This is a genomic window from Pseudoalteromonas sp. MQS005, assembly GCF_001661605.1.
Lineage (GTDB): Bacteria > Pseudomonadota > Gammaproteobacteria > Enterobacterales > Alteromonadaceae > Pseudoalteromonas > Pseudoalteromonas tetraodonis.
Genome location: NZ_LYRQ01000002.1, coordinates 175,563 through 196,723 on the forward strand (window position 1 = coordinate 175,563; position 21,161 = coordinate 196,723).

Consider the following 21,161-nt stretch of genomic DNA (forward strand, 5'->3'; position numbering starts at 1 on the left):
TTCCCTCATACGGAAATTAGGTAGGTAATCTATGGATAGTATTTATCAATTTAACGCACCACTTTGTAATAACGATGATTTTTCTTTGAGTCAGTTAAAAGGAAAAACGCTTCTTATTGTTAATACCGCCAGTAAATGTCATTTTTCTGCGCAATTATGCGCGCTAGAAAAGCTATATCAACAATACAAAAACGATGGGTTTACTATTTTAGCCTTTCCGTGTAATCAATTTGATAAAAATGAGCCATTAGAGGGAATGGCCATTAAAGACTATTATCAAAAACATTTTTCAATTAATTTTGAGGTGTTTAATAAGGTCATGGTAAATGGCCCCGATACGCATCCACTATTTAGTTATTTAAAGTCTCATACACGGGGTATTGCACAAAACCGTGCCATAAAATGGAACTTCACTAAGTTTTTAGTTAATGCACAAGGGCAGCTTGTTGCTCGCTATGCACCGCGAACTAAACCGGAGTCATTACATAATGTAATAACAAGCTGCTTAGAATCAGTGCCCGTTATAAAACCGACGACCGCTCGTTTAGGAGTCCGTTCGGCTGCATTAAAATAATCCTGTCGTAATTAAAACAACAAGAGTGAAGCATCTATAGTAAGAATAGTTTATGGTAATAAAATAATTGATTACTTGGAGCTAGTTAATGGATATTGCTTTTTTTAGTGCTCAGAAATATGAGCGCCCTTTTTTTGAGCAAAGTTTAAATGGCTTTTCTAACATCACTATTACTTATTTTGAGCAAAGTTTATCGGCGCAGACGGCAATATTAGCTAAAAACTTTGACGCTGTGTGCGTATTTGTAAACGATACAGTAGATAAAGCAGTGATTGAGCAACTTGCCACATTGGGTGTTAGCGCTATTTTATTACGCTGTGCGGGGTTTAATAACGTTGACTTGCCTGTTGCCAAACAGCATAACCTCAGCGTATTACGCGTACCCGCTTACAGCCCTGAGGCAGTAGCTGAACATTGTGTTGCCCTTATGCTCACCCTCAGCCGTAAAACACACAAAGCTTATAACCGAGTACGCGAAGACAACTTTGATTTAAATGGCTTACTCGGGTTTAACTTACATAACAAGACCATAGGGATTATAGGCTGCGGAAAAATAGGCTTGGCACTGTGTAACATTTTAAATGGTTTTGGCGCTAACGTTTTAGTGTGCGACCCTTTTGCAAAACCAGGCAATTACACTATTACCGATTTAAATACCCTACTTGCCCAAAGCGATATAATTTCACTGCACTGCCCGCTGAGCGAAGATACGCATCATTTAATCGATGACGCTGCATTTAATAAAATGAAAACCGGGGTCATGCTTATTAATACTTCTCGCGGTGCGCTGGTAAACAGCCAAGCCTGTATTAAAGCACTTAAATCACAAAAACTGGGGTATTTAGGGCTTGATGTGTACGAACAAGAATCAGAGCTGTTTTTTAAAAACCACAGTGACGAAATAAATCAAGACGATATATTCTCTCGTTTAGTGAGTTTTAGAAACGTATTAATAACAGGACATCAAGGCTTTTTTACTCAAGAAGCTCTAACCGAAATCGCTAATATAACATTACAAAATGCAAACGAGCTTGCTCAAGGGCAAACGCTAACCAATCAAGTATTGTAATACCAAGTCATTTAAACTGTAAAAAGCGAACTTTCGGGTGACTCCCAATAGCTCGCTTTTTAAAACTGCATTTTTAAATTCGCGTTTAAAAGTTTTTAACCAAACGCTACATTTGCAAATACTAAGGTCATAAGTACAGGACACACAAAGCGAATATATTGTGCAAACCAATAGTGCGGCCCACTACTTGCCTTGTGCAGTTTATTACCACGTTGCCATAGCCAGCCTACCGTTATAAAGTAAAAAAGCCCCATTAACGGCAATTGGTATTGGGTAAATACCATAATCACTAAACCAAATAACCAATCAAAGTTTAAAATAATGGTACTGGCACAAACAAATACAATGGCGCTAACGGCCCATGTAGCTTTGGTTCTATCAACACTGTGGTTTTCTACTAAGAATGCCACCGGAATTTCAGTCGATGAAATGGTTGATGTAACTGAAGCAATCGACATCAATACAAAAAATAATAAGCCAACCAATAAACCAATTTCGCCCATAGTGCCAAATAACTCAGGTAATATGGCAAAAATAAGCTGCCCTTCACCAATTAATTTGCCGTTGCTAAATACTTCAACGCCATTGAACTGTGCCACATATATAGCCGGTATAATTAATAGCCCAGCTAAAAATGCCACGCTGGTATCAAGTAGCGCAACACTTGCGGTTAATTTTGGTAAGTTAGCTCCGGGTTTTAAGTACGAGCCGTAAATCATCATACAGCCTACCCCAAGCGACAACGAAAAGAACGCCTGTCCCATTGCGGCAATAATTAAATCCGGGTCGAGTATTTTACTAAAGTCAGGCACTAAATAGGCAGCAAACCCTTCGCTTGCGCCATCTAACGTTGCAATATAAATAATAAGCCCAATAAGGAGAACAAGTAAAAGCGGCATTAAACGGCGTGACCAGGTTTCTATTCCCGACTTCACCCCTTTTAAAATAATACTGGCGGTTAAAATAAGCATAAGCGGCGTAAAAATAAAATTACGTAACATAGAGTCGCTATGTAAAAACTCACTCAAGCTATGCAAGCCAAAAAAGCTACTTATAGGCTCTATAGCGTAGGAAAGCATCCAACCGGCCACAATAGAGTAAAAACTTAACATAACGATGGCACCGGCAAGGCCAATATAGCCTGCTGCGGCTCCCACTTTAGGGGCGTGATCTTGCCATGCTTGGCTTAGCGCTTTAACAGGATTAGCTTGTGCTTTGTAACCTAAATACAGCTCGGTGTACAAAGCAGGTAACGCCAGCAAAAAAATAACGATAAAGTAAACCAGTAAAAATGCGCCGCCACCATGATTAGCAGCCTGCGTAGGAAAACCCCATATATTACCTAAACCTACCGCTGCACCGGCTGCTGCCAATACAAAACCTAGTCGACTTTGAAAACCATCACGCACTTGTGCCATACACCTACAAATCTGTTATTATTTTAACGAATGCGAATTAAACCATATTTAAGAGCGACTGAGTAATAAAAATGTACTTAGCGCTCACAACAACTAACAACCGCTCACAAACTATCCAGCTTTGGGTAATAAATATGTAATCGGTCGTCATTTATAACGAGCAATGATGAGTGCAACTTACTTTGAAAACCAGCTAAAAGTCACGCCCGCTTTCGCAAATAACAGCCATTGCATTGCGCTGCTTAACGCGACCACCCTCAATGTGGGTGAATTTGATTTACCCCACTATTTAAGCCCTTTTGAGCTCAATGTTATTAATCGGCGTAAAAACCCACAAGCTAAACAAGAATATTTAGCCACACGTTTAGTGCTTAAATACCTAGTAAAAACCGCTTGTTCTTCTTATGCATCATTAAAGCTGTGTGATATTAGTTCTGAATTTAACCCCGATAACAGTAAATTAGAGTTACATATTAAAAATACAACAGACGTGATCAGTTGCTGCATTTCTCATTCTCATGGTTTTGTAGGTGCAGCGTTAAATGTAGCATCAACTCAATTTGGCTTTGATATTGAAAAAATTAGTTTAAAGCGCCCTTTTAATAAACTCGCTAAACACTTCTACCATCCAGCCGAAGTGAGCTTAATAACCGATACAGATAACATAACAACTCAAGCACATCATTTTTTTAGGATTTGGACATTAAAAGAAGCGCTGGCTAAAGCCACCAGCCGCCCTATTGCTCAGCTATTAAGCCCTAATGTGTTTAACGAACTTAATAACGCCCAGCTCACAGCCTGCAGCAATTCAGTGATTGGAGCACATAACGACATGTTTGATATTAGCGTTGTGGCAAAAAAAAGCACCGACTGGCGGTGCTCAATAATAACTATTAACGATTTACGCAGCGCAATCACTTTCTAGTAATCGACTATGAATCGCTTGAACCACAGCATCAGACTCGCTTTGCTCAACTAAAAAGCACAAGTTATGTTTACTTGCACCATGGCAAATGAGTCTAATATTAAAGTCACTTAATACTTTCATTAAATTCATTTCATGTTGGCGCAAAACAATTTCAGAGCCAATTAACGCTACCAGCGTTAAATTGTTTTCAACCGATACATGGCAAAATTCAGCGAGTTTATCCAAGCACTCTTGATCTAGCTCTGGGCGCGATGCATTAGGCGCATTATCAAGGGTAATTGCTACACTAATTTCAGAGGTGGTGACCAAATCTACCGAAATATTGCACTCACTTAAAATAGTAAATATACGCGCTAAAAAGCCACTGGCTAATAACATTTCTGGGCTTTTAAGGGTTAATAATATTTGATTTTTACGTTGCGTTACCGCACGAATACCAGGTAGCTGCGATTTTTCACGTTCAATCCACGTACCGCCAAGTTCTGGTTCTCGGCTAGAGCCAACAAACACATTAATATGGCTGCGACTGGCAGGTAAAATTGTAGCTGGGTGCAATACTTTAGCGCCAAAGGTCGCCATTTCTGCTGCTTCATCAAAACTTAAACGCGCAATAGGAGTGGCTTTTACACACAAACGAGGATCGGTGCTAAAAATACCCACTACGTCAGTCCAAATATGCACACTTTTAGCGTTAATAGCCTCAGCAAGCAGTGCAGCGCTATAATCTGAGCCGCCTCGACCGAGCGTGGTCGTTAAATTGTTTGCATCGCTACCAATAAACCCTTGGGTCACAATAACGCTATCATCAAGCAGCGGAATTAAATGTGCTTTAGCGGCTTGCGCTGTGGCGGCCACATTTGGTGTTGCTTTACCAAATTGGCTATCGGTTTTAAGCACCTGGCGCACATCAAAACGAGTGGCATTTAAACCCTTTAACCTTAGTACTTGGGTAAATAAGTACGACGATAAACGCTCGCCAAAGCTAAGTAGCTCATCGAACTGCTGCTCAGTATTGAGTGTTTGTGCCGCCAACGTTTGAAATGCATCAAGCGTTTGATTAAACCCAAGGGCTAAATCCTCATCTAACGACAGGTCATTTAAAATAGCCTGCTGAATCGCAAGGACACCATCAATATGCTGTTGGCGTTTAGTGGCTTCAATACCCGCTTTGCAAAGCTCCACTAAATGATTGGTCACTCCGGCACTGGCGCTTACTGCAACAATACGTACATTTTTATCGTTTACGATAATTTCGCTACAACGGCTCATCGCCTCAAAGTTAGCAACGCTGGTGCCACCAAATTTGGCAACAATGTAATCTGATTTTGTGCACTGTGAACTTTGTGGCACTGGTTGGGTAGTCATTTCGTCTCCTTTCGCGGCATCCAAACCGCAATAAAACAAGAAGAACTTGGCAGGAAATAAAGATAAGAAAAATCTACTGCCAGAAGCTCTCCACCTAAATTGGTGACAGTTTTGAGGATTCAGCCCCATAAACCGAAAAACAATGGTAACGACCCATTATTTTCCTCGGCGAGTACTTCCCTCCTTAATGATCGCAGGCTGTCGTTGCCTCACATTAAGTACCTAAGTATCGCACCTCTTCTGAATGTATTATTAACCTGTGGCTAATAAAACAAAACCGCACTAAGAGTGCGGCTTTGAAAGTTATCGTTTAGACGTCTAGCTGTCAAGTCGTTTTACTATAAAATCAAATAAAACTACCCATTAAGTAAGAGCCCGCATAACCAAAGGTGTAACACAGTAATAAATACAGCGATAAGCGAAGGTAACTTGCAAACGTCAGCTCTTTTACCTTACTCATGGCTATAATACCGGCCGCCGAGCCAATGATTAGCATAGAGCCACCTACACCGGTTGCATACGTAAACGACAACCAATGCTGTTGACTCATTACAATGTCGGCTTTTAATAACGCTGCCGTTAGTGGCACATTATCAACACCTGCGGATAAAATACCCATTAAGTAGTTTGCGTACTCTGGCGCCATTACCGTATACAAATTAGTAAATTGGCTCAGTACCCCAACTTCTTTTAACGCACCAACAAGCAGTAACACACCCACGAAAAACAATAAGGTGTCGTACTCTATGTCGCGTATAAAATCGATCATATCTTTGTTGATGTCTTTTTTGCGCATTAAAAATTGCGCGACTAAAAACATAATAGATAAACCCAATAAAAAAGTAAGCAAAGGCGGTACACTGTATAAAACACTCAATGTAAGCGTAGCAATAACCGTAGTGAAGAAAATAACCGCAATGGTTATGTCGGTTTTTTCAATACGTTTAAATTTAGTTTTTTTAAACTCGAGTTGCTTATTCATGCCAATTGATAACAAAGTAGCCAGTAATAATACACTTAATAACGCAGGCACAATTAACAGTAATAAATTGCTAATTGTTACTTTACCATCAAGGAAAATCATAAGTGTGGTTACATCACCCGTGATAAGTGATACACCACCGGAGTTTACAGCAAATACAATAAGCGTGGCGTACTTAACTAGTTTTTTGGCTTCAAGCTTTAATGACATAATCACTGCCAGTGATATTAACGTGGCCGTAACGTTGTCGGAAATAGATGAAAATAAAAACGCAAAACACCCCACCAAAAACATCAGCTTACGCTCACTAATGCTGGTTGGCATAATCCGGTTCACAACATTTTCGATAAGTCCTTTAGAGTTTAAATAGGCGACAAAGGTCATTGCGGCCATTAAAAACAGCCATAAAGAAGCAATTTCTAAAATATTGTGGTCTAGGAGGGTTTGAATCGTTTCGGGGCTTTGCCCATTAAGAGGAAAAATAAAGGAGATAATCCAACAAAGTGTACCAAAAAATAATGTCGTTTTTGCTTTGTTTACGTGGATCACATCCTCAATAACGATAAGCAAAAATGCAATCGCTATCAGCGTCAGGATAATCGAGGAAACCATGATATTAAACAACCTTCGGGGTTAAGTAAAAATTGAAACCATGTAAAAAATATACCCACAAACTCTATGTGCCTATATTCGGCGCGGATACTATCACTAAGCGGGTGTAAAAACTATTATTAAATCGTCGCAAAAACGAATACCATATAAGTTCGAGAAATATAAAATAACGAATACTAGGAAGTTGTAACGCCTTATGATCCCAGCTAAAAAGCTACTTAATACCCTAAATGAACACTGGGGTGTATTAGAGCTATTATTTAAGCGCTTTAAAATGGCCGACTTTAGTATTAAAGATCTTCAAAATGCCATTAAGCAAAAGCAACCCACGTGGAATAATGAGCGTATTTATAAAGAAACCAACCGGTTATTAAATCAAGAAATTATTATTCCGCTGGCTAAATCGTCACAACTGGAAATTAACCGCGCCATTGCCGACTTTGCCACCTTTTTACTGCAAGAAGAACATTTAGGCTTAGCACAAGAAATTAGTGTCTTGGTTGATGATTTGGCCCGTTTAGGTAATCGGCTATCTAATGCCGGTGAAATGGAAGATTTTGATGATTTACGCCGCTTTAGCCGTATTATGGATGATCGGGTACGTAAAATAATCAAACTGTTTTTACACAACGAAAACGCCATTTTAAATATTGTTGAGCAAGCCAAATCTAATAATGCAGTGCAGTCGCTACAAAAACGCTATAAAGCCGTGATAGAAGCGTTTGATGAATATATAGAACCCATGCTGGAAATGGTGGATATTAGAGGCGACTTTCATGCCTGCTTTACCCTTATTGAGCAACAAATTAGCACCCAAATAGAACATATTGAACGTTCAGGCAAAGCGTACAACGATAAACGCATGCTTGAACAATTGCGTACCCGCATTCTAGAAATGCACTTAGTTGGCCGGATAAGCTTACGTAAAAGTGCCGATATGCTTATGCCACTGCGTGAAGAGTTGCGCCGTAATAACCTTGTTACCCGCCAAGTAGCAAAAGTATTAGGGCTAATACGTAAAAATGGGGTAGATAATATGCTCAGCGCCGTGCAGCCACATTTTGTAAGCGATGCGCAAAAGTATTCATTGGGTCAACAGCGCCATATAGTAGCCTACATGGCAAGCCTGGCTGAATTTGAGCATCATGAATATCAGCTACCAGAGCAAAACGATGTGCCTGCGTTTGTCACACCAAACATTCCTGACTATCACGATGTAAAAGCGCAGTTTGCAAAACGCTTCAAAAAGCAGCGTAAAAAACCACAGCCTCTGCTGCAATTTTTAGACGAAAGCTACCCAGAGCTTGAAGCCGATGAAATGCTGTTTTTATATCAAAAGCTAGTGAGCGATACCACCCTACACATTAGCCAAAGCGATAAAAAAGCCCGCGTTAACATTGCAGGCCAGCACTTTTCTTTGTACCCCTTTAATTCAGAGCCTCAGGCTGATAATGCCGAGCACGAGTAATGACCATGACACAGATAAACTTAAATGAGCTTTCTCACTTACAAGCCATTAATAAAAAATTAGTCGCGGGTTACCACATTTGCGAACAAGACACCCTAATGTGGCAAGAGCTTGACCAACAAATTGAAGCCTACAGCGCCTTATTCACAGCATTAGGCCATGATTTAAAACACGACAGTCGTGGCTTTTATTATTTTGCTAGCGATGAAAGCACCCCTAATATGGGCAAAATATCGCGCGCGATAGCGCTCACTATTTATATATTAATCGAACACTTTGCCAACACAGGTAAAGACCCAATGCGTGCATTATTTGAAGAGCCAAACGATTTAGAGCTAATGCAAACCTTGGTACAACTTAATAAACATTTATTTGATCAGCTTGAAATATTCTCGGGTTCTGATTTACGCAAAGATGTGTATTTACGCATGGTACGTTTAGGCCTTGCCCGCGAAGTGGAAGGCGGCTTTATGCTACAGGCGCCAATTCATCGCTATATTGATGCCTTAATGGAAGTAAATGAAGAAACCTTTTTAGGAGAGGACGAGGAATGAAAAACTTATACGGACTGAGTAAACTCGCCCTACTTAATACTGCAGGCTATGCAAAGTGTGTGATCCCACTTGATAAAAGTAGCTCGATTTGTGCGCCTAACAACACAGGTAAAAGCTCAGTTATTAATGCACTGCAATTTCCGCTAATTAACGATTTACGCCTTACCGAGTGGGATGGCCACGATTTAGATGAAACCCGTAAGTTTTATTTTTCATCAGATCAATCGTACATTTTATTGCAAGCCGATTTACCCCATGGCTCAGTTGTCATTGGCGTAGCAGGCTTAGGTAAAATTGCCGGTTATGCACACCAATACTTTTGCTATCAAGGCAAACTTGATTTAGCCCAGTACACCCAAGGCAATACCATTATTAAGTTTACCAAGCTGTTTAATCACTTAAAGCAGCAAGGTTACAACCCGATAGAGCTTAAAGCGCAAGAGTTAAACGCCCTACTTACTGGCGGTGCAACGCAATTTGATGGTGAGATCAATTTAAAAATGATCCCCCTTAACAACGTTCAAGACTCTGCAATATACAAAGAAATATTTCGTCGTATTCTTAATTTACATAAATTAGGCGCAAACGACGTTAAGCGCTTTATGTTACGTGTGTTTGAACGCCACATGTCAAATTCAAAGGTCGACTTTTACGAAGTATGGCGCCGGTCGTTTGATAAAGTAAACCGCGCAAAACGTGAATTAAAAGCCCTTGAGTCAATGCAAGAGCCCATAGCCGCCCTTGAATCGATGCTTGAAAACCAAACCGTTCTTAAAGGTAAACTGGCCGCTTATGCACCAAAAATTGACCAAGCACTGATTGATTTTGATACGTATCAGGAAGAGCAACTAAGCGAGCTCAACATCGCTCTTGAAGATATTGAGCACGAAAAACACGAGTTTGAACAAAAACAAAGCCTATACGTTCAACAATCACGCGATATAGAGCGCAAACAAACCCAAATTGAACAGTGGTTTTTAGATTACAACGCCCTTAAAAGTGAATTTGAGCTAGTTAATAAAGCCACGCTCAAAACCAGCTTAACGCAGTTAAAAAATGACTACGAGTCGTTGTCACACTCAATAACGAGTGCACAAGGTCAAAGCCTGCACACCCTTGATTACCGCATTGGCGAAACACAAAAACAAATTAAAAGCTTAAAGTTACAACTTAAAAACTTAGAATTTAATTTATTCACTCGTATGCGTGAAGACTTATCACTGAAAGAAGTTGAAGAAATATCGCGGCTATTAAACCCCGATCTTCTCTCCTTTGCCACCACCAGCAATGGCGATATCACTATTGATGACGAAGGCGCCTTCGGCGAATTTTTAGCGCAGCTTAGTGAAAACGTAAAAGGCGGTGTACTCACCCTGCCCGGTGCCAGTATTCAACTTAAAAAACTCTCGCCGGTGCAAATGCAAAGCGGCGAAAACAAAGAGCAACTGAGTGCTCAATTAACCGCACTTGAGCAATCATTAAAAGAGTTTAAACAACAGCGCGAAGTGGCCGCCAATGTTGCAGATAAGCAAAAAGAAAAAGACGCGCTATACGATGAGCTTATGAGTGCTGAAAGTGCACTTAAACGCTTAGAGCAATTTGAAGTGATGCAACAATCGGTTGACGCCCAAGCAATGCTAAAAGAGCAGCTTTTAGCCGAACGCGAACAAGTTGACGACTACCTACAAGATATTCAAAAAAACAGTGGCTCAATTGCTGATAGACGCTCGTTAATTAAATCAAAACAAGCGCAAATTAATCGTCAAACAGAGTGCCTGCGCCAAGTTAAAACCGAGCGTATTGACCACACGTTAGATTTATACAGTGGTAAAGTGACACCTTACATGATTGATATAAAAATCGATTTTGATAATTTAAGCGATTTAATTCACCACTTTAATAAAGACTGCCAAGAGCTTCGTAATTTCGATATAAATGTACGTAATACCTATATGCATATTTACAATGCAGGTATTACCAAGTTCGATAACGAAAACGATGAGTTTAGTAAATACCAAAAACTTATTAGCGCGTTTCATAATATTGATAACGAACGTGATGCCGTTGAGCGCCAAGGTCGCGTTGCTCTCACCGAAGTGGCCGCCACGATTAAAGGCTTACGTGAAGATTTAGACCGCCTACGCCGTGAAATGAATAGCTTTAATAAAGGCATAAGCCAGCACCGCATTTCAAACCTGCAAGCGTTTAAAATTAATATTATCCCGCGCAAAATGTTGGTAGATAGCATTGATACCATTATCAGTACATCTAACCAAATTGAACAAGGCGATACCCTGGATTTACTCAGCCATGAGCCGTACAGCGAAAGTGCGGTAAACGACGCAAAAGATCATTTAATTAAACTCGCCTCAGACAAAGCAGGCCTGACCCTCACCGATTTATTTGATATTCGTTTTGAAGTGGTTAACCGCGCGGGCGAAACCGAGCACTTTGAAAAAATAGATTCGGCTGGTTCAAATGGTACGCGTATCACCATTAAGCTGTTATGTGGCATGTTGTTTATTCGTTACTTATTAAGCGATCAGGAACAAAACTTATACCGTATACCTATTTACATAGATGAAGCGGCTGATATCGATCCGCAAAACCAAAAAGCAATTATAGAAACCGCCCTGAGCTTTGGCTTTGTGCCAATATTTGCTTCGGTTAAACCGCAAATAAGTTGTGATTATATTGTGCCAATTCGTTCAGTAAAAGACGGCGCACAAAACTGGGTAGATGAAAAAGATTGGATTGAGGTTGAACATAAAGCCTCTCTACTGGACTAAGAATTAATTGGCTATTCATCTTAGCCAGTTACACTTATTTTTAGATTTTAAATTACCCTCGCCCATGGTAGTTTAAACAAACGCACTTTATTGGAGCAAACGTAATGAAACATATATTTATTGTCGCAGCACTGGCGCTACTTACCGCCTGTACACAAACGCCCGATTGGGATTACGATAAATCAGCAAACTTTAGTAACTACAAAACGTTTGCTTGGGTAGAAAACGCGAGCCTAACCAAAGACACGAATAACTACCAAATCAGTGGCCTTATGGAAAAACGCGTTCGCAATGCGGTAAACAACCAACTAAGCCAACAGTTAGGTATGCAATTGGTTGACGTAGCGCAAGCTGATGTACTTGTTAATTACCATGCGAGTGTTGATAAAGAGCTAGAAGTAGATACCTTTAACGTAGGCTACGGTGCACGTTGGGGTTACTGGGGCACAGGCTTTAACCACGATGTAAGCGCACGTGAGTATGAAGTAGGCACGTTAGTTATCGATATTATTGATCGTGAGTCTAACCAATTAATTTGGCGTGGTGCTAAAGATGGCCGTTTAAAGAAAAAACAAACCCCATCACAACGTGAAGCCGCTATTAAAGAAACGGTTGCCAATATTTTAAGCAACTTTCCGCCTAAAAAGCAGCAGTAAGTTTTAATTAATATTTAAAAAGCCCGCAGGCTCGCGGGCTTTTTTGTGAGAAAAGGAATTTTTCGGTGACATTTAAAAAGCTCCTAACCCTTAGCTTATTTTTACCCCTGCTTTGTACGTTCCATGCGTACGGCACTCAACTACAGTTAAAGCCTGGTATATGGCAAGGAATTTATAAAGATCATTTTGAGTACAATGTACTAGAAATTAAAGAAAACGGAGAACACCGTTTAATAATAGCAAGTATCGCCAATGCATTTTATAGAAATAAATCAATTGCGTTTAGCAATAATGATATCAAATGCAGTCGCATTAATTGCACTATCAAACTTGTTAGCCCTAATAAAGAACATCTGCAATTCACATTGATTTTAAGCCCCTTTTTAGATAATTCATTCGAGGTGTTAGAAATTTATTCTAATGCAGACGATAATTTTGTAATGTCCAAAACGTACCGATTGGAAGAACAAAAAGGGCAATCTACCGTTCGTACATTTATAGGTAAATACCGCTCTAAAATAGATGAGTTAGCTGCTATAGAAAAGACGGGCCTACATGGTTTTTGGGTAGGATTATTAAATTTAGACGGCAAGCAAGAACTAGCAAGTATTGAATTTCACCCCAATAAAAAGTCGTATTTCAATTATTTTACAAATGGGACCAATGACATAATTAGCACCTCTTTTATGCCACAAGATATTCAAGAAAAAGAGAGGATATTGGAAATAACCACCAGCCACCCACTTTTCGCAAATAAGCTAATTATTCATAAAGACAACCGAGAACTTAAAGGCTATATGTACTCAAACCACAAAGGCACAACACTTCAAACTGGCTCGTTCAAATTATATCGTTTTGAAAGGCCTGAGTACCCTTAAAGCTATCACGATTTATACTTGTGTAATAAATCAAGTGGGATATGGCAATAATCATCAGGGTGATTGGTTAAGCGGTCTTGATGCTCGGGATCGCTAGGGACATAATTAGTCAGTGGCGCTACTTGTACCGCTATTTTTTTGGCATCGTCCCGCTGGCTAATATAGTCTCTGGCGATGTTTAAATGATTACTGTCTTGGCTAAAAATGGCGGTACGGTATTTTTCGCCTACATCGTTACCTTGTTTATTGATACTGTATGGGTCAATAATCTCAAAAAAATAGCCGATTAATTCATTTAAGGTCACTTCTTGGCTATCAAAGGTTACTTTAACGCACTCGGCGTAGCCGTCGTATTCCCCCTGTGTAGTATTGCTGGTGCCATTGGCACGCCCCGCCTCCGTGGTTACCACCCCAGGTAAATACCTCATAAATTCTTGTACCCCCCATAAACAACCACCAGCAAAATAAAGTGTGTGCTGATTTAATGAATGACTCGATTGTTGTGTTTGCATAATAAAGTGACCAATGTAAATAATTTATAGGATGCAGAGTTACTATTTTGTAACGCTAGATTTGATTATCAAATGCAGTTTTTTATCATTAATGTACAATAGCGCCCAAAATCACCCTAGCTTAGTGAGCTTACCTTATCATGTGATAAAAAATGATAGGTATTTAATTGTTAGCGCCATTGCATAAAATGAGAGTAATGATATGAATCGTGCCCCGCACCTTATAATACCGGCCGTACTAGCCAGTATTTCAACTGTTGCTTATGCAGAGCAGAGTAAAGAAACAGCAACCATAGAACAAATAACAATTGAAGCGTCACCCACCGCCAATACATTACCTGTTGGTACATTTGATTCGCCTATTTCAAATTTAGAGTACGACCCGCGTGTTGACTTGCAATCACGCAATATGGCTGAAGCACAAGCTGATGTAACGATACGCGGTGGTATTTTTGAAAATACCGGCTTTAGAGTCGGCAGTGCAACTCTACTCGACCCGCAGTCTGGTCACTACTTTGCAGAAATTCCTATTGCACCACAAATGCTAACGGGTGCTAGCGTATTAACCGGAGCCGATAATGCACTTTATGGCATGAATAGCTCGGTAGGTACTGTGTCGTTTGCTTGGAAACCAATAACAACTGGTGGCAGTGTCTCTTTGGGCGCTGGCTCAAATGACTTTAACCTACAAACAATTCATGCAGGTGTGAGTACTCCAATTGAAGCAAACGCTAATTGGCGTATTGGTTTTGAAGGTGAATATTCGCACTCACAAAGTGATGGTTCAATTGATTTTGGCGATCATGACTTTACCCGTACTTCTGGAAGAGTGCAGTTAACTGGGAGCGATTCACAAACTGATTTATTTTACGGCTTACAAGAAAAGTTTTTTGGTTGGCCAAACCTTTATACCCCCTTTGGTGTAAATGAAACCGAAGACTTAGAAACCCAATTATGGATGCTCAACCATAAGCAAGCCTATGCTACCAACAGTGAATTTGAAGTATCGGCTTATTACCGCAAGCATAACGACCATTATGTTTATTCAAGAGAGAACCCAAGCGCGTTCCAAGCATTTCATGAAACACAAGTAAAATCATTGGCTATTTCAGGTCGCCATGCGCAAACAAAGTCAGTTGCGGTTAATTACTCGGCGCAATATATAGAAGACAGTATTGACTCCACCACCCTTGAAAATAACTTTACTTCACGTAACTACTTTAAGCTTAGTGTATTGCCTGAATACACAACAGCGCTTGCAAGCAATCAGCAACTAACGGTGCGTTTAGGGGCTGCATTTGATAACACCAGTCGTGATGATTCCGAGCTATCGCTAATTGGTGATGTTAGTTTAAATACCCATAATAACGATGGCACTGAGCGTACATTGTATTTGTCGTATGCTGAGGCAAACCAAGTAGCCGGTTATACTGCTATTGGTGGCAGCGAGACTGGTGGGTTGTTCAGAAGTAACGCTAATCTTGAGCGCGAAACCACTAAAAATTTAGAGCTGGGCTTATTGCTTGAGCAACAAAGCTGGCAGCTTAATTCCGCACTTTTTTATCGTAAAGATAACAACCTAACCGATTGGACATTTAGCTTTGATTCAAGCTCAGCGCGATTTGCACAGCCGGTTGATATTGACACCACAGGCCTTGAGTTTTTAGCCACTAAACAATTTAATAATACAGAAATTGTTGCCAGCTATACCTACTTACATAAAACAGAAACCTATGGCGCTGAAAATGTTGATGCTAGCTTTTATGCCTTAAATTTTCCTGATCATCGTGTAACGCTCGGTGCAATTTGGAACCCGACGGATATGTTAGAGTTTCGTGTTGATAATGAATGGCGTAAACAGCATAAAAATGCCCTTCGCCGTTCAGATGACGAGGCACTATTTACTCAGCTGACGTTAAAAATAACCCCAGCTACACTGCAAAATTTCTTTATTACTTTAGCAGCGGATAATTTGTGGGATGAATCGTTTGAAGAAATCCCAGGCACGCCGGGTCGCGGTGAGCAATATACGCTGAGCGCCACGTATAGCTGGTAACAATTTAGCTCAGCGAGGGTGTATCCCACGCTGAGCTTGTTTTTTAAATTGAAATAATACACAGACTAGCAACAAGCTGACTTAAAAATTTCATACCGCAGCTCGCCCTACTTTACGTACTCTAAAAGCCCAGCGCCTCTTCGCCCTCTTTGTACATTTATCATTAAAACCGTATGAACAAAGAGAATTGAATGAGAAGAAAATGAGAAAAAACGACTAACTAAGCCAAATGATTTTGTATCTAAGTCACTTACTCTAAAAGCGCAGCGTTTCTTCGCCCTCTTTGTGCATTTATCATTAAAAACGGTATGAACAAAGAGGATTGAATAAGAAGAAAATGAGAAAAACACGACTCACTAAACCAAGTGACTTTGTGTCTAAGTCACTTACTCTTAAAGCGCAGTGTCTCTTTGCACTCTCTCAGTACTACTTTTAGAAAGACAAAGTAAGTGTCTACACTTTTCAAGCGTATAAATTGTAAATATATGTGTATTTAATACAATAAATTAGGTTAATTGCTCTAATTCTGTAATTAACGTTAATGCGTGTTCATTGGTTGTCCCGCATACATCTAAAGTGGCGCTAAAATCACTACACACTTTAGGGCGCGACTCATCACCAAATAGCTTACATAAATTACGCTCATCCAGCTGAATACAACGTTCTCCGGCCTTTTTACCATTTGGCATACCCGGTATTGGCGAGCTAATACTTGGTGCAATACAACATGCTCCACAGCCTAAACGGCACGCCATTGATTGTGTTTTCATTATAACCTCAGTAATAAATTTTAATTATATTGTTGCTGCTTTGCATACAAATAGAGCGATTTGTTCTATTTGTAACCGCATTATGCAATGACTTGTTACATCTTCAAACACACTGTAAACACTTTATTGCGTATCATTAGTTCATCAGCACAATTTATGAAGGAATGCCCTGTGGCGACTAAAAAATAAATAATACTCCCTATCGCGGTCCTTGTTGGTGGCATCGCCCTTGCAGCGGGCTTTTCAGCAATGAAAAAACCACCAGAAGAAAAACCAGAACAAGATACTCGCCCATTGGTTGCAGCACAACCTATTCACCTTGATGCAATCACTCTCGATGTTAAATCGTACGGTATTGTGCAACCTAAAGACCGCACTGAGCTGATTGCTCAGGTAAGTGGCCAAGTTATTTCTGTTGCAGGGCAATTTGTTGAAGGTGCCTTCGTAAAGCAAGGAGATATTTTAGCACGAATTGACCCAAATGATTACGAAGCTGATTTAATTGAAGCTGAGGCCGGGCTCGCCCAAGCAAGTTCAGCGCTTGAGATTGAACGTGCTCAAGCGCATGTTGCTAAAGCTGAATGGGAACGCATTAAAGCAGACTCAAGCGATATTACCGCTTCTGCGCTTTATTTACGTAAACCGCAATTAGCAGAGAAAATGGCGCGTTATCGCTCAGCACAAGCAAGTGTAAAACGTGCTAAACGTAATTTAGAACGCACTTATATTAAAGCCCCCTACGATGCAATTATAAACGCGCGTAGCATTAGTTTGGGTTCTGTTGTAAATCCAGGTAATAGCTTTGGCTCACTCAGCGCCACTTCGGTCGCTGAAGTACGTTTACCGGTTGCCGATAAAGAGCTGCAATACTTAAATAATGGCGGTATTGGTGCAACAGTGTTATTTAGTGCGCAGTTCGCGGGCAAAGAAACCACATGGCAGGCAGAAGTTGTTCGCAGTGAAGGGGTGATAGATCAAAAAAGCCGTATGAGCTATTTAGTAGCACAATTACCAACCCCATATGCTAACAAAACTCAACCATTGCGTTTTGGCTCCTATGTTAACGCTAGCATAGAAGGTCGTGCAGTTAATAACGCCATTGTTGTGCCACATCATTTAGTCAAAGAAAATAAAATTGCGATATTAAATGACGATTTAACCCTGTCGTTTAAAACTCTCAATATTATACGTGAACAAAACGGCATGGTGATCGCAGACCAAGGGCTTAATGAAGGTGAACAGCTAATTACTTCTGCCCTTGAATACCCTACCGAGGGAATGGCGGTAAAAATTGAAGACGTTGTAACAACCCCAGACGTTACTCAACTTGCATTGAAACAGGAGTAACTTATGTCTACACGTGAAAAAGGCCTAATTGCATGGTTTGCGCGCAACCCTGTTGCAGCAAATCTATTGATGATATTTATACTTATTGGTGGCATTTTAACGGCGTTTACTATTCGCAAACAAATGTTTCCACAATTTGAAAGTAACTGGATCAGTGTCTCCGCGGTATACCCTGGCGCAGCCCCGCAAGAGGTTGAGGAGGGCATTACCATAAAAGTCGAGGAGAACCTTGAGGGTATAGAGGGAATAAAGCGCCTTATCACCTACTCCAATAGAGGCTCTTCACAAGCGTGGATTGAAATAGAAGAGCAGTTTGACCCGCAAGAAGTACTCGATGAAATTAAAGTACAAGTAGATTCAATTAATACGTTTCCTGCGGGTATGGAGCGCCCTATTGTTCGTCGCGATAAATACGAACAAGAAGTAATGATACTTGCGCTTTACGGTGACATGAGTAACTACCAACTTAAAGAGCTCGGTAATGATATAAAAGATGAGCTTCAGGCACTGCCTAATATTAATTTAGTTAACTTTAATGGTGGCCTTAATTACGAAATTGGTATTGAAGTAAGCCCAGACAAACTGCGTGCTTATGGATTAACGTTTAGAGATATTGCCAGTGCAGTGCAAAGCTTTTCTGCCAATATGTCAGCTGGGCAAATTCGCTCTGAAAATGGCTATATTTCAATGCGCGTTGAAAAACAAGCCTACCGTGGTAGCGAGTTTGCAAAACTACCACTGATCACCCTTGCCGATGGCGCGCAAGTTTATTTAGGTGACGTTGCCACCATAAATGATGGCTTTGAAGAAGGCCTGCAATACTCAAAATACAATGGTAAAAACTCATTGTCGTTTGAAGTAAACGCCTCTAAAGATCAAGATATTACCGATGTTGCTAAAGTACTTAAAACCTATATGGCTGAAAAAGAATCGCAACTGCCTGCAGGTGTTAAGCTCTCTCCTATTGTTGATTTAACTTACTACCTCGAAGGTCGCCTCGATATGATGGTCGACAATATGATTTGGGGTGGCTTATTAGTTATGTTGGTATTAGCGCTGTTTTTACCATTACGTTTAGCTTTTTGGGTAATGATGGGTTTACCTGTGTCATTTTTAGGTGCCTTTTTGTTTATGCCAATTGGCTTTTTAGATGTCACCATTAACTTAGCCTCGTTATTTGCCTTTATACTGGTGCTTGGGATAGTGGTTGATGACGCCATTGTTGTGGGCGAATCTGCTAGTGCTGAAATAGAAAAACACGGCCATACACTCGATAACGTAGTACGCGGCGTAAAGCGCGTTGCAATGCCAGCCACATTTGGCGTACTTACCACTATTGCGGCATTTTTACCGCAAACTCTTGCCACAGGCCCAGGTGCGGCTTTTTCTAAAGCCATTGGTGGGGTGATTATTTTATGTTTAATTTTCTCACTGATTGAATCAAAACTTATCTTACCAGCACATATTGCGGCAATGAAAGACCGTAAACCAAATCCAAAAAACCCGCTTCACCGTGCACGTAAAGTAATGGATAACGGCCTAAAAAGTTTTGTTGATAACTACTACACCCCGTTTGTTGGTCGCTGCATTCATTATCGCTATACCGTAATTGTCGGTTTTATGTGTTTACTGATTGTCAGTGCGGGAATGTTTGCTGGTGGTTTAGTTAAATTTGTGCCTAATCCTAAAATACCGCACGATTTTCCTCGCATTGATATAGAAATGAACTTAGCGTCTTCTGAGCAAGCAACGCTTGAGACAGCTAAAAAAGTAGAGCAGCTAATACTGAGCGTTGATAACCAGCTCAAAGAGCAATACGGTAAACCGATGATCCGCGATTTATCAGTTAGCTTACGTGGGCGAACGCAAGCAAACATTATGGCTATTTTAGTTGAACCCGACCTGCGCCCTATTGATACCTTTGCACTGAGTGCCTTATGGCGCGAACAAATGCCTAACTTACCGGGTGTTAAAACCCTAACCATTCAAGACAGTATTATGAACGGGGGTCGAGACGATGGCGATGTAAGCTTTAAACTCGAAGGTAAAAATGCACAAGTACTTAAAGAAGTCGCTGGTAAGCTTAAAACCAAGTTACAAAGTATGGAAGGCGTAGGCGATGTTAATGACTCAATGCAAAGCGCTACCGATGAAGTACAGCTAGATTTAAAACCACTTGCTTACAGTATGGGGCTAACCCTTGCCGATGTGGCCTCACAAGTAAGCTTTAGTTATTATGGTCTTGAAGCACAACGTATTCTTCGCGAAGGTGAAGAAATTAAAGTGATGATCCGCTACCCAGAAGATGAGCGTAACTCAATCAGCGATATCGACAGCGTACGTATTATCACCCCCACAGGCGCTGAAGTACCATTAAGTGAAGTTGCTAATATTTCATTAGTTGATGGGGTTAATCGTATTCGCCGTGAAAATTCAAAACGTACAGTAAACGTGTGGGCTGCGGTAAATACTGACCAAGTAGAACCCTTTGCCATTGCACAACAAATTCGTGATGAGTACTTACCTTCATTACTTAAAAACTACCCAGGGGTACAAAGTAATGTGGCTGGTCGTATTCAAGAGGAAATGGATAGCGCTGATGAGCAATTACGTGACTTTGCGCTATCGATGATCATAATTTTTGCATTATTGGCTATTCCTCTGCGATCTTACTCGCAACCATTAATTATTATGTCGGTCATTCCATTTGGTGTGGTTGGCGCCATGTTTGGCCACATGGTACTAGGTATGACCATGAGCAGCTTATCGATGTTTGGCATTATTGCGGTAGCCGGTGTGGTGGTTAATGACTCACTCGTGATGGTAGATTTTGTAAACAAAGCGCGTGCTGAAGGCGTGGCAATAAAACAAGCGGTAATGCAAGCCGGTGCACGTCGCTTTAGAGCCATATTACTAACTTCAATCACCACCTTTATTGGGGTCATGCCGATTATTATGGAAACCAGCTTACAGGCAAAAATTGTAATACCTATGGCGGTATCGCTCGCTTTTGGTGTGCTGTTTGCAACGGTAATAACGCTTATTCTTATACCGTGTCAGTATGTTGCGCTTGAAGATGCAAAACGCCTGATCCGCAAATGGCGCGGTAAAGATGCCCTAGTCGATGGCCAACCAGCAACGACGAATCACTAAATTAAGTAAAATCCCAACCAAAAAGCTCGG

Annotated in this window: 16 protein-coding genes and 1 riboswitch; of the genes, 11 read left to right on the top strand and 5 right to left on the bottom strand. The window is 40.6% G+C overall.

The genetic code is table 11. The features are described from left to right. Positions 1 to 31: 31 nt before the first annotated feature. Positions 32 to 574 carry a glutathione peroxidase gene (locus tag A9479_RS01880; RefSeq protein WP_064662554.1) on the top strand — a complete coding sequence of 181 codons (543 nt, stop codon included), beginning with the start codon at positions 32 to 34 and terminating at the stop codon, positions 572 to 574. Between the two features lie 88 nt (positions 575 to 662). Further along, positions 663 to 1,643, top strand: a complete 981-nt coding sequence (locus tag A9479_RS01885; protein WP_024602966.1) for a 2-hydroxyacid dehydrogenase — start codon at positions 663 to 665, stop codon at positions 1,641 to 1,643. Between the two features lie 95 nt (positions 1,644 to 1,738). Here the strand turns inward: A9479_RS01885 and A9479_RS01890 are convergent, their stop codons facing one another. After that, positions 1,739 to 3,061, bottom strand: a complete 1,323-nt coding sequence (locus A9479_RS01890) for a sodium-dependent transporter (RefSeq protein ID WP_064662555.1) — start codon at positions 3,059 to 3,061, stop codon at positions 1,739 to 1,741. A gap of 166 nt (positions 3,062 to 3,227) precedes the next feature. Between A9479_RS01890 and A9479_RS01895 the strand changes: the two genes are divergently transcribed. Next, entirely contained in the window at positions 3,228 to 3,986 is a 759-nt protein-coding gene (locus A9479_RS01895) for a 4'-phosphopantetheinyl transferase superfamily protein (RefSeq protein WP_064662556.1), read from the top strand. Here the strand turns inward: A9479_RS01895 and lysC are convergent. Further along, complete coding sequence (gene lysC, locus A9479_RS01900) at positions 3,963 to 5,354, bottom strand: lysine-sensitive aspartokinase 3 (protein ID WP_197487234.1); 1,392 nt, start codon at positions 5,352 to 5,354, stop codon at positions 3,963 to 3,965. The genes A9479_RS01895 and lysC overlap by 24 nt on opposite strands. Positions 5,355 to 5,429: 75 nt before the next feature. Beyond that, a riboswitch (Lysine riboswitch) is annotated at positions 5,430 to 5,602 on the bottom strand. 98 nt (positions 5,603 to 5,700) lie between these two features. Continuing rightward, positions 5,701 to 6,948: a sodium:proton antiporter NhaD gene (gene nhaD, locus A9479_RS01905; RefSeq protein WP_013465139.1), complete on the bottom strand. Its 1,248-nt coding sequence runs from the start codon at positions 6,946 to 6,948 to the stop codon at positions 5,701 to 5,703. Between the two features lie 196 nt (positions 6,949 to 7,144). Here nhaD and A9479_RS01910 point away from each other — a divergent pair, with 196 nt between their 5' ends. The 5 genes from A9479_RS01910 (at position 7,145) to A9479_RS01930 (ending at position 13,293) form a co-directional block, all read left to right on the top strand. After that, positions 7,145 to 8,416, top strand: a complete 1,272-nt coding sequence (locus A9479_RS01910; protein ID WP_064662558.1) for a hypothetical protein — start codon at positions 7,145 to 7,147, stop codon at positions 8,414 to 8,416. Positions 8,417 to 8,421: 5 nt separating this feature from the next. Then, positions 8,422 to 8,970, top strand: a complete 549-nt coding sequence (locus A9479_RS01915) for a hypothetical protein (RefSeq protein WP_064662571.1) — start codon at positions 8,422 to 8,424, stop codon at positions 8,968 to 8,970. Beyond that, a complete protein-coding gene (locus A9479_RS01920; protein WP_064662559.1) occupies positions 8,967 to 11,759 on the top strand; it encodes a hypothetical protein in 2,793 nt (930 codons plus the stop codon). Before A9479_RS01915 ends, A9479_RS01920 begins: the two co-directional genes overlap by 4 nt. 104 nt (positions 11,760 to 11,863) lie before the next feature. Further along, on the top strand, positions 11,864 to 12,415 hold the full coding sequence (locus A9479_RS01925) for a DUF4136 domain-containing protein (RefSeq protein ID WP_036982398.1): 552 nt from the start codon (positions 11,864 to 11,866) through the stop codon (positions 12,413 to 12,415). 65 nt (positions 12,416 to 12,480) lie between these two features. Beyond that, positions 12,481 to 13,293 carry a hypothetical protein gene (locus A9479_RS01930; RefSeq protein ID WP_064662560.1) on the top strand — a complete coding sequence of 271 codons (813 nt, stop codon included), beginning with the start codon at positions 12,481 to 12,483 and terminating at the stop codon, positions 13,291 to 13,293. A 5-nt stretch (positions 13,294 to 13,298) separates the two neighbouring features. Here A9479_RS01930 and A9479_RS01935 read toward each other — a convergent pair whose 3' ends face one another. Continuing rightward, entirely contained in the window at positions 13,299 to 13,805 is a 507-nt protein-coding gene (locus A9479_RS01935) for a peptide-methionine (S)-S-oxide reductase (protein WP_064662561.1), read from the bottom strand. Positions 13,806 to 14,007: 202 nt separating this feature from the next. On the opposite strand from A9479_RS01935, the gene A9479_RS01940 reads away from it, so the two are divergent. Beyond that, positions 14,008 to 15,861: a TonB-dependent siderophore receptor gene (locus A9479_RS01940; RefSeq protein ID WP_064662562.1), complete on the top strand. Its 1,854-nt coding sequence runs from the start codon at positions 14,008 to 14,010 to the stop codon at positions 15,859 to 15,861. Positions 15,862 to 16,367: 506 nt separating this feature from the next. On the opposite strand, the gene A9479_RS01945 is transcribed toward A9479_RS01940, so the two are convergent. Further along, entirely contained in the window at positions 16,368 to 16,631 is a 264-nt protein-coding gene (locus tag A9479_RS01945; protein WP_008109286.1) for a YkgJ family cysteine cluster protein, read from the bottom strand. A 189-nt stretch (positions 16,632 to 16,820) separates the two neighbouring features. Between A9479_RS01945 and A9479_RS01950 the strand changes: the two genes are divergently transcribed. Further along, positions 16,821 to 17,978 (top strand): efflux RND transporter periplasmic adaptor subunit, encoded by a 1,158-nt coding sequence (locus A9479_RS01950; protein ID WP_231893538.1) that lies wholly within the window; start codon positions 16,821 to 16,823, stop codon positions 17,976 to 17,978. 3 nt (positions 17,979 to 17,981) lie between these two features. After that, positions 17,982 to 21,131: an efflux RND transporter permease subunit gene (locus A9479_RS01955; RefSeq protein ID WP_028835091.1), complete on the top strand. Its 3,150-nt coding sequence runs from the start codon at positions 17,982 to 17,984 to the stop codon at positions 21,129 to 21,131. The last annotated feature ends 30 nt before the right edge of the window (positions 21,132 to 21,161 follow it).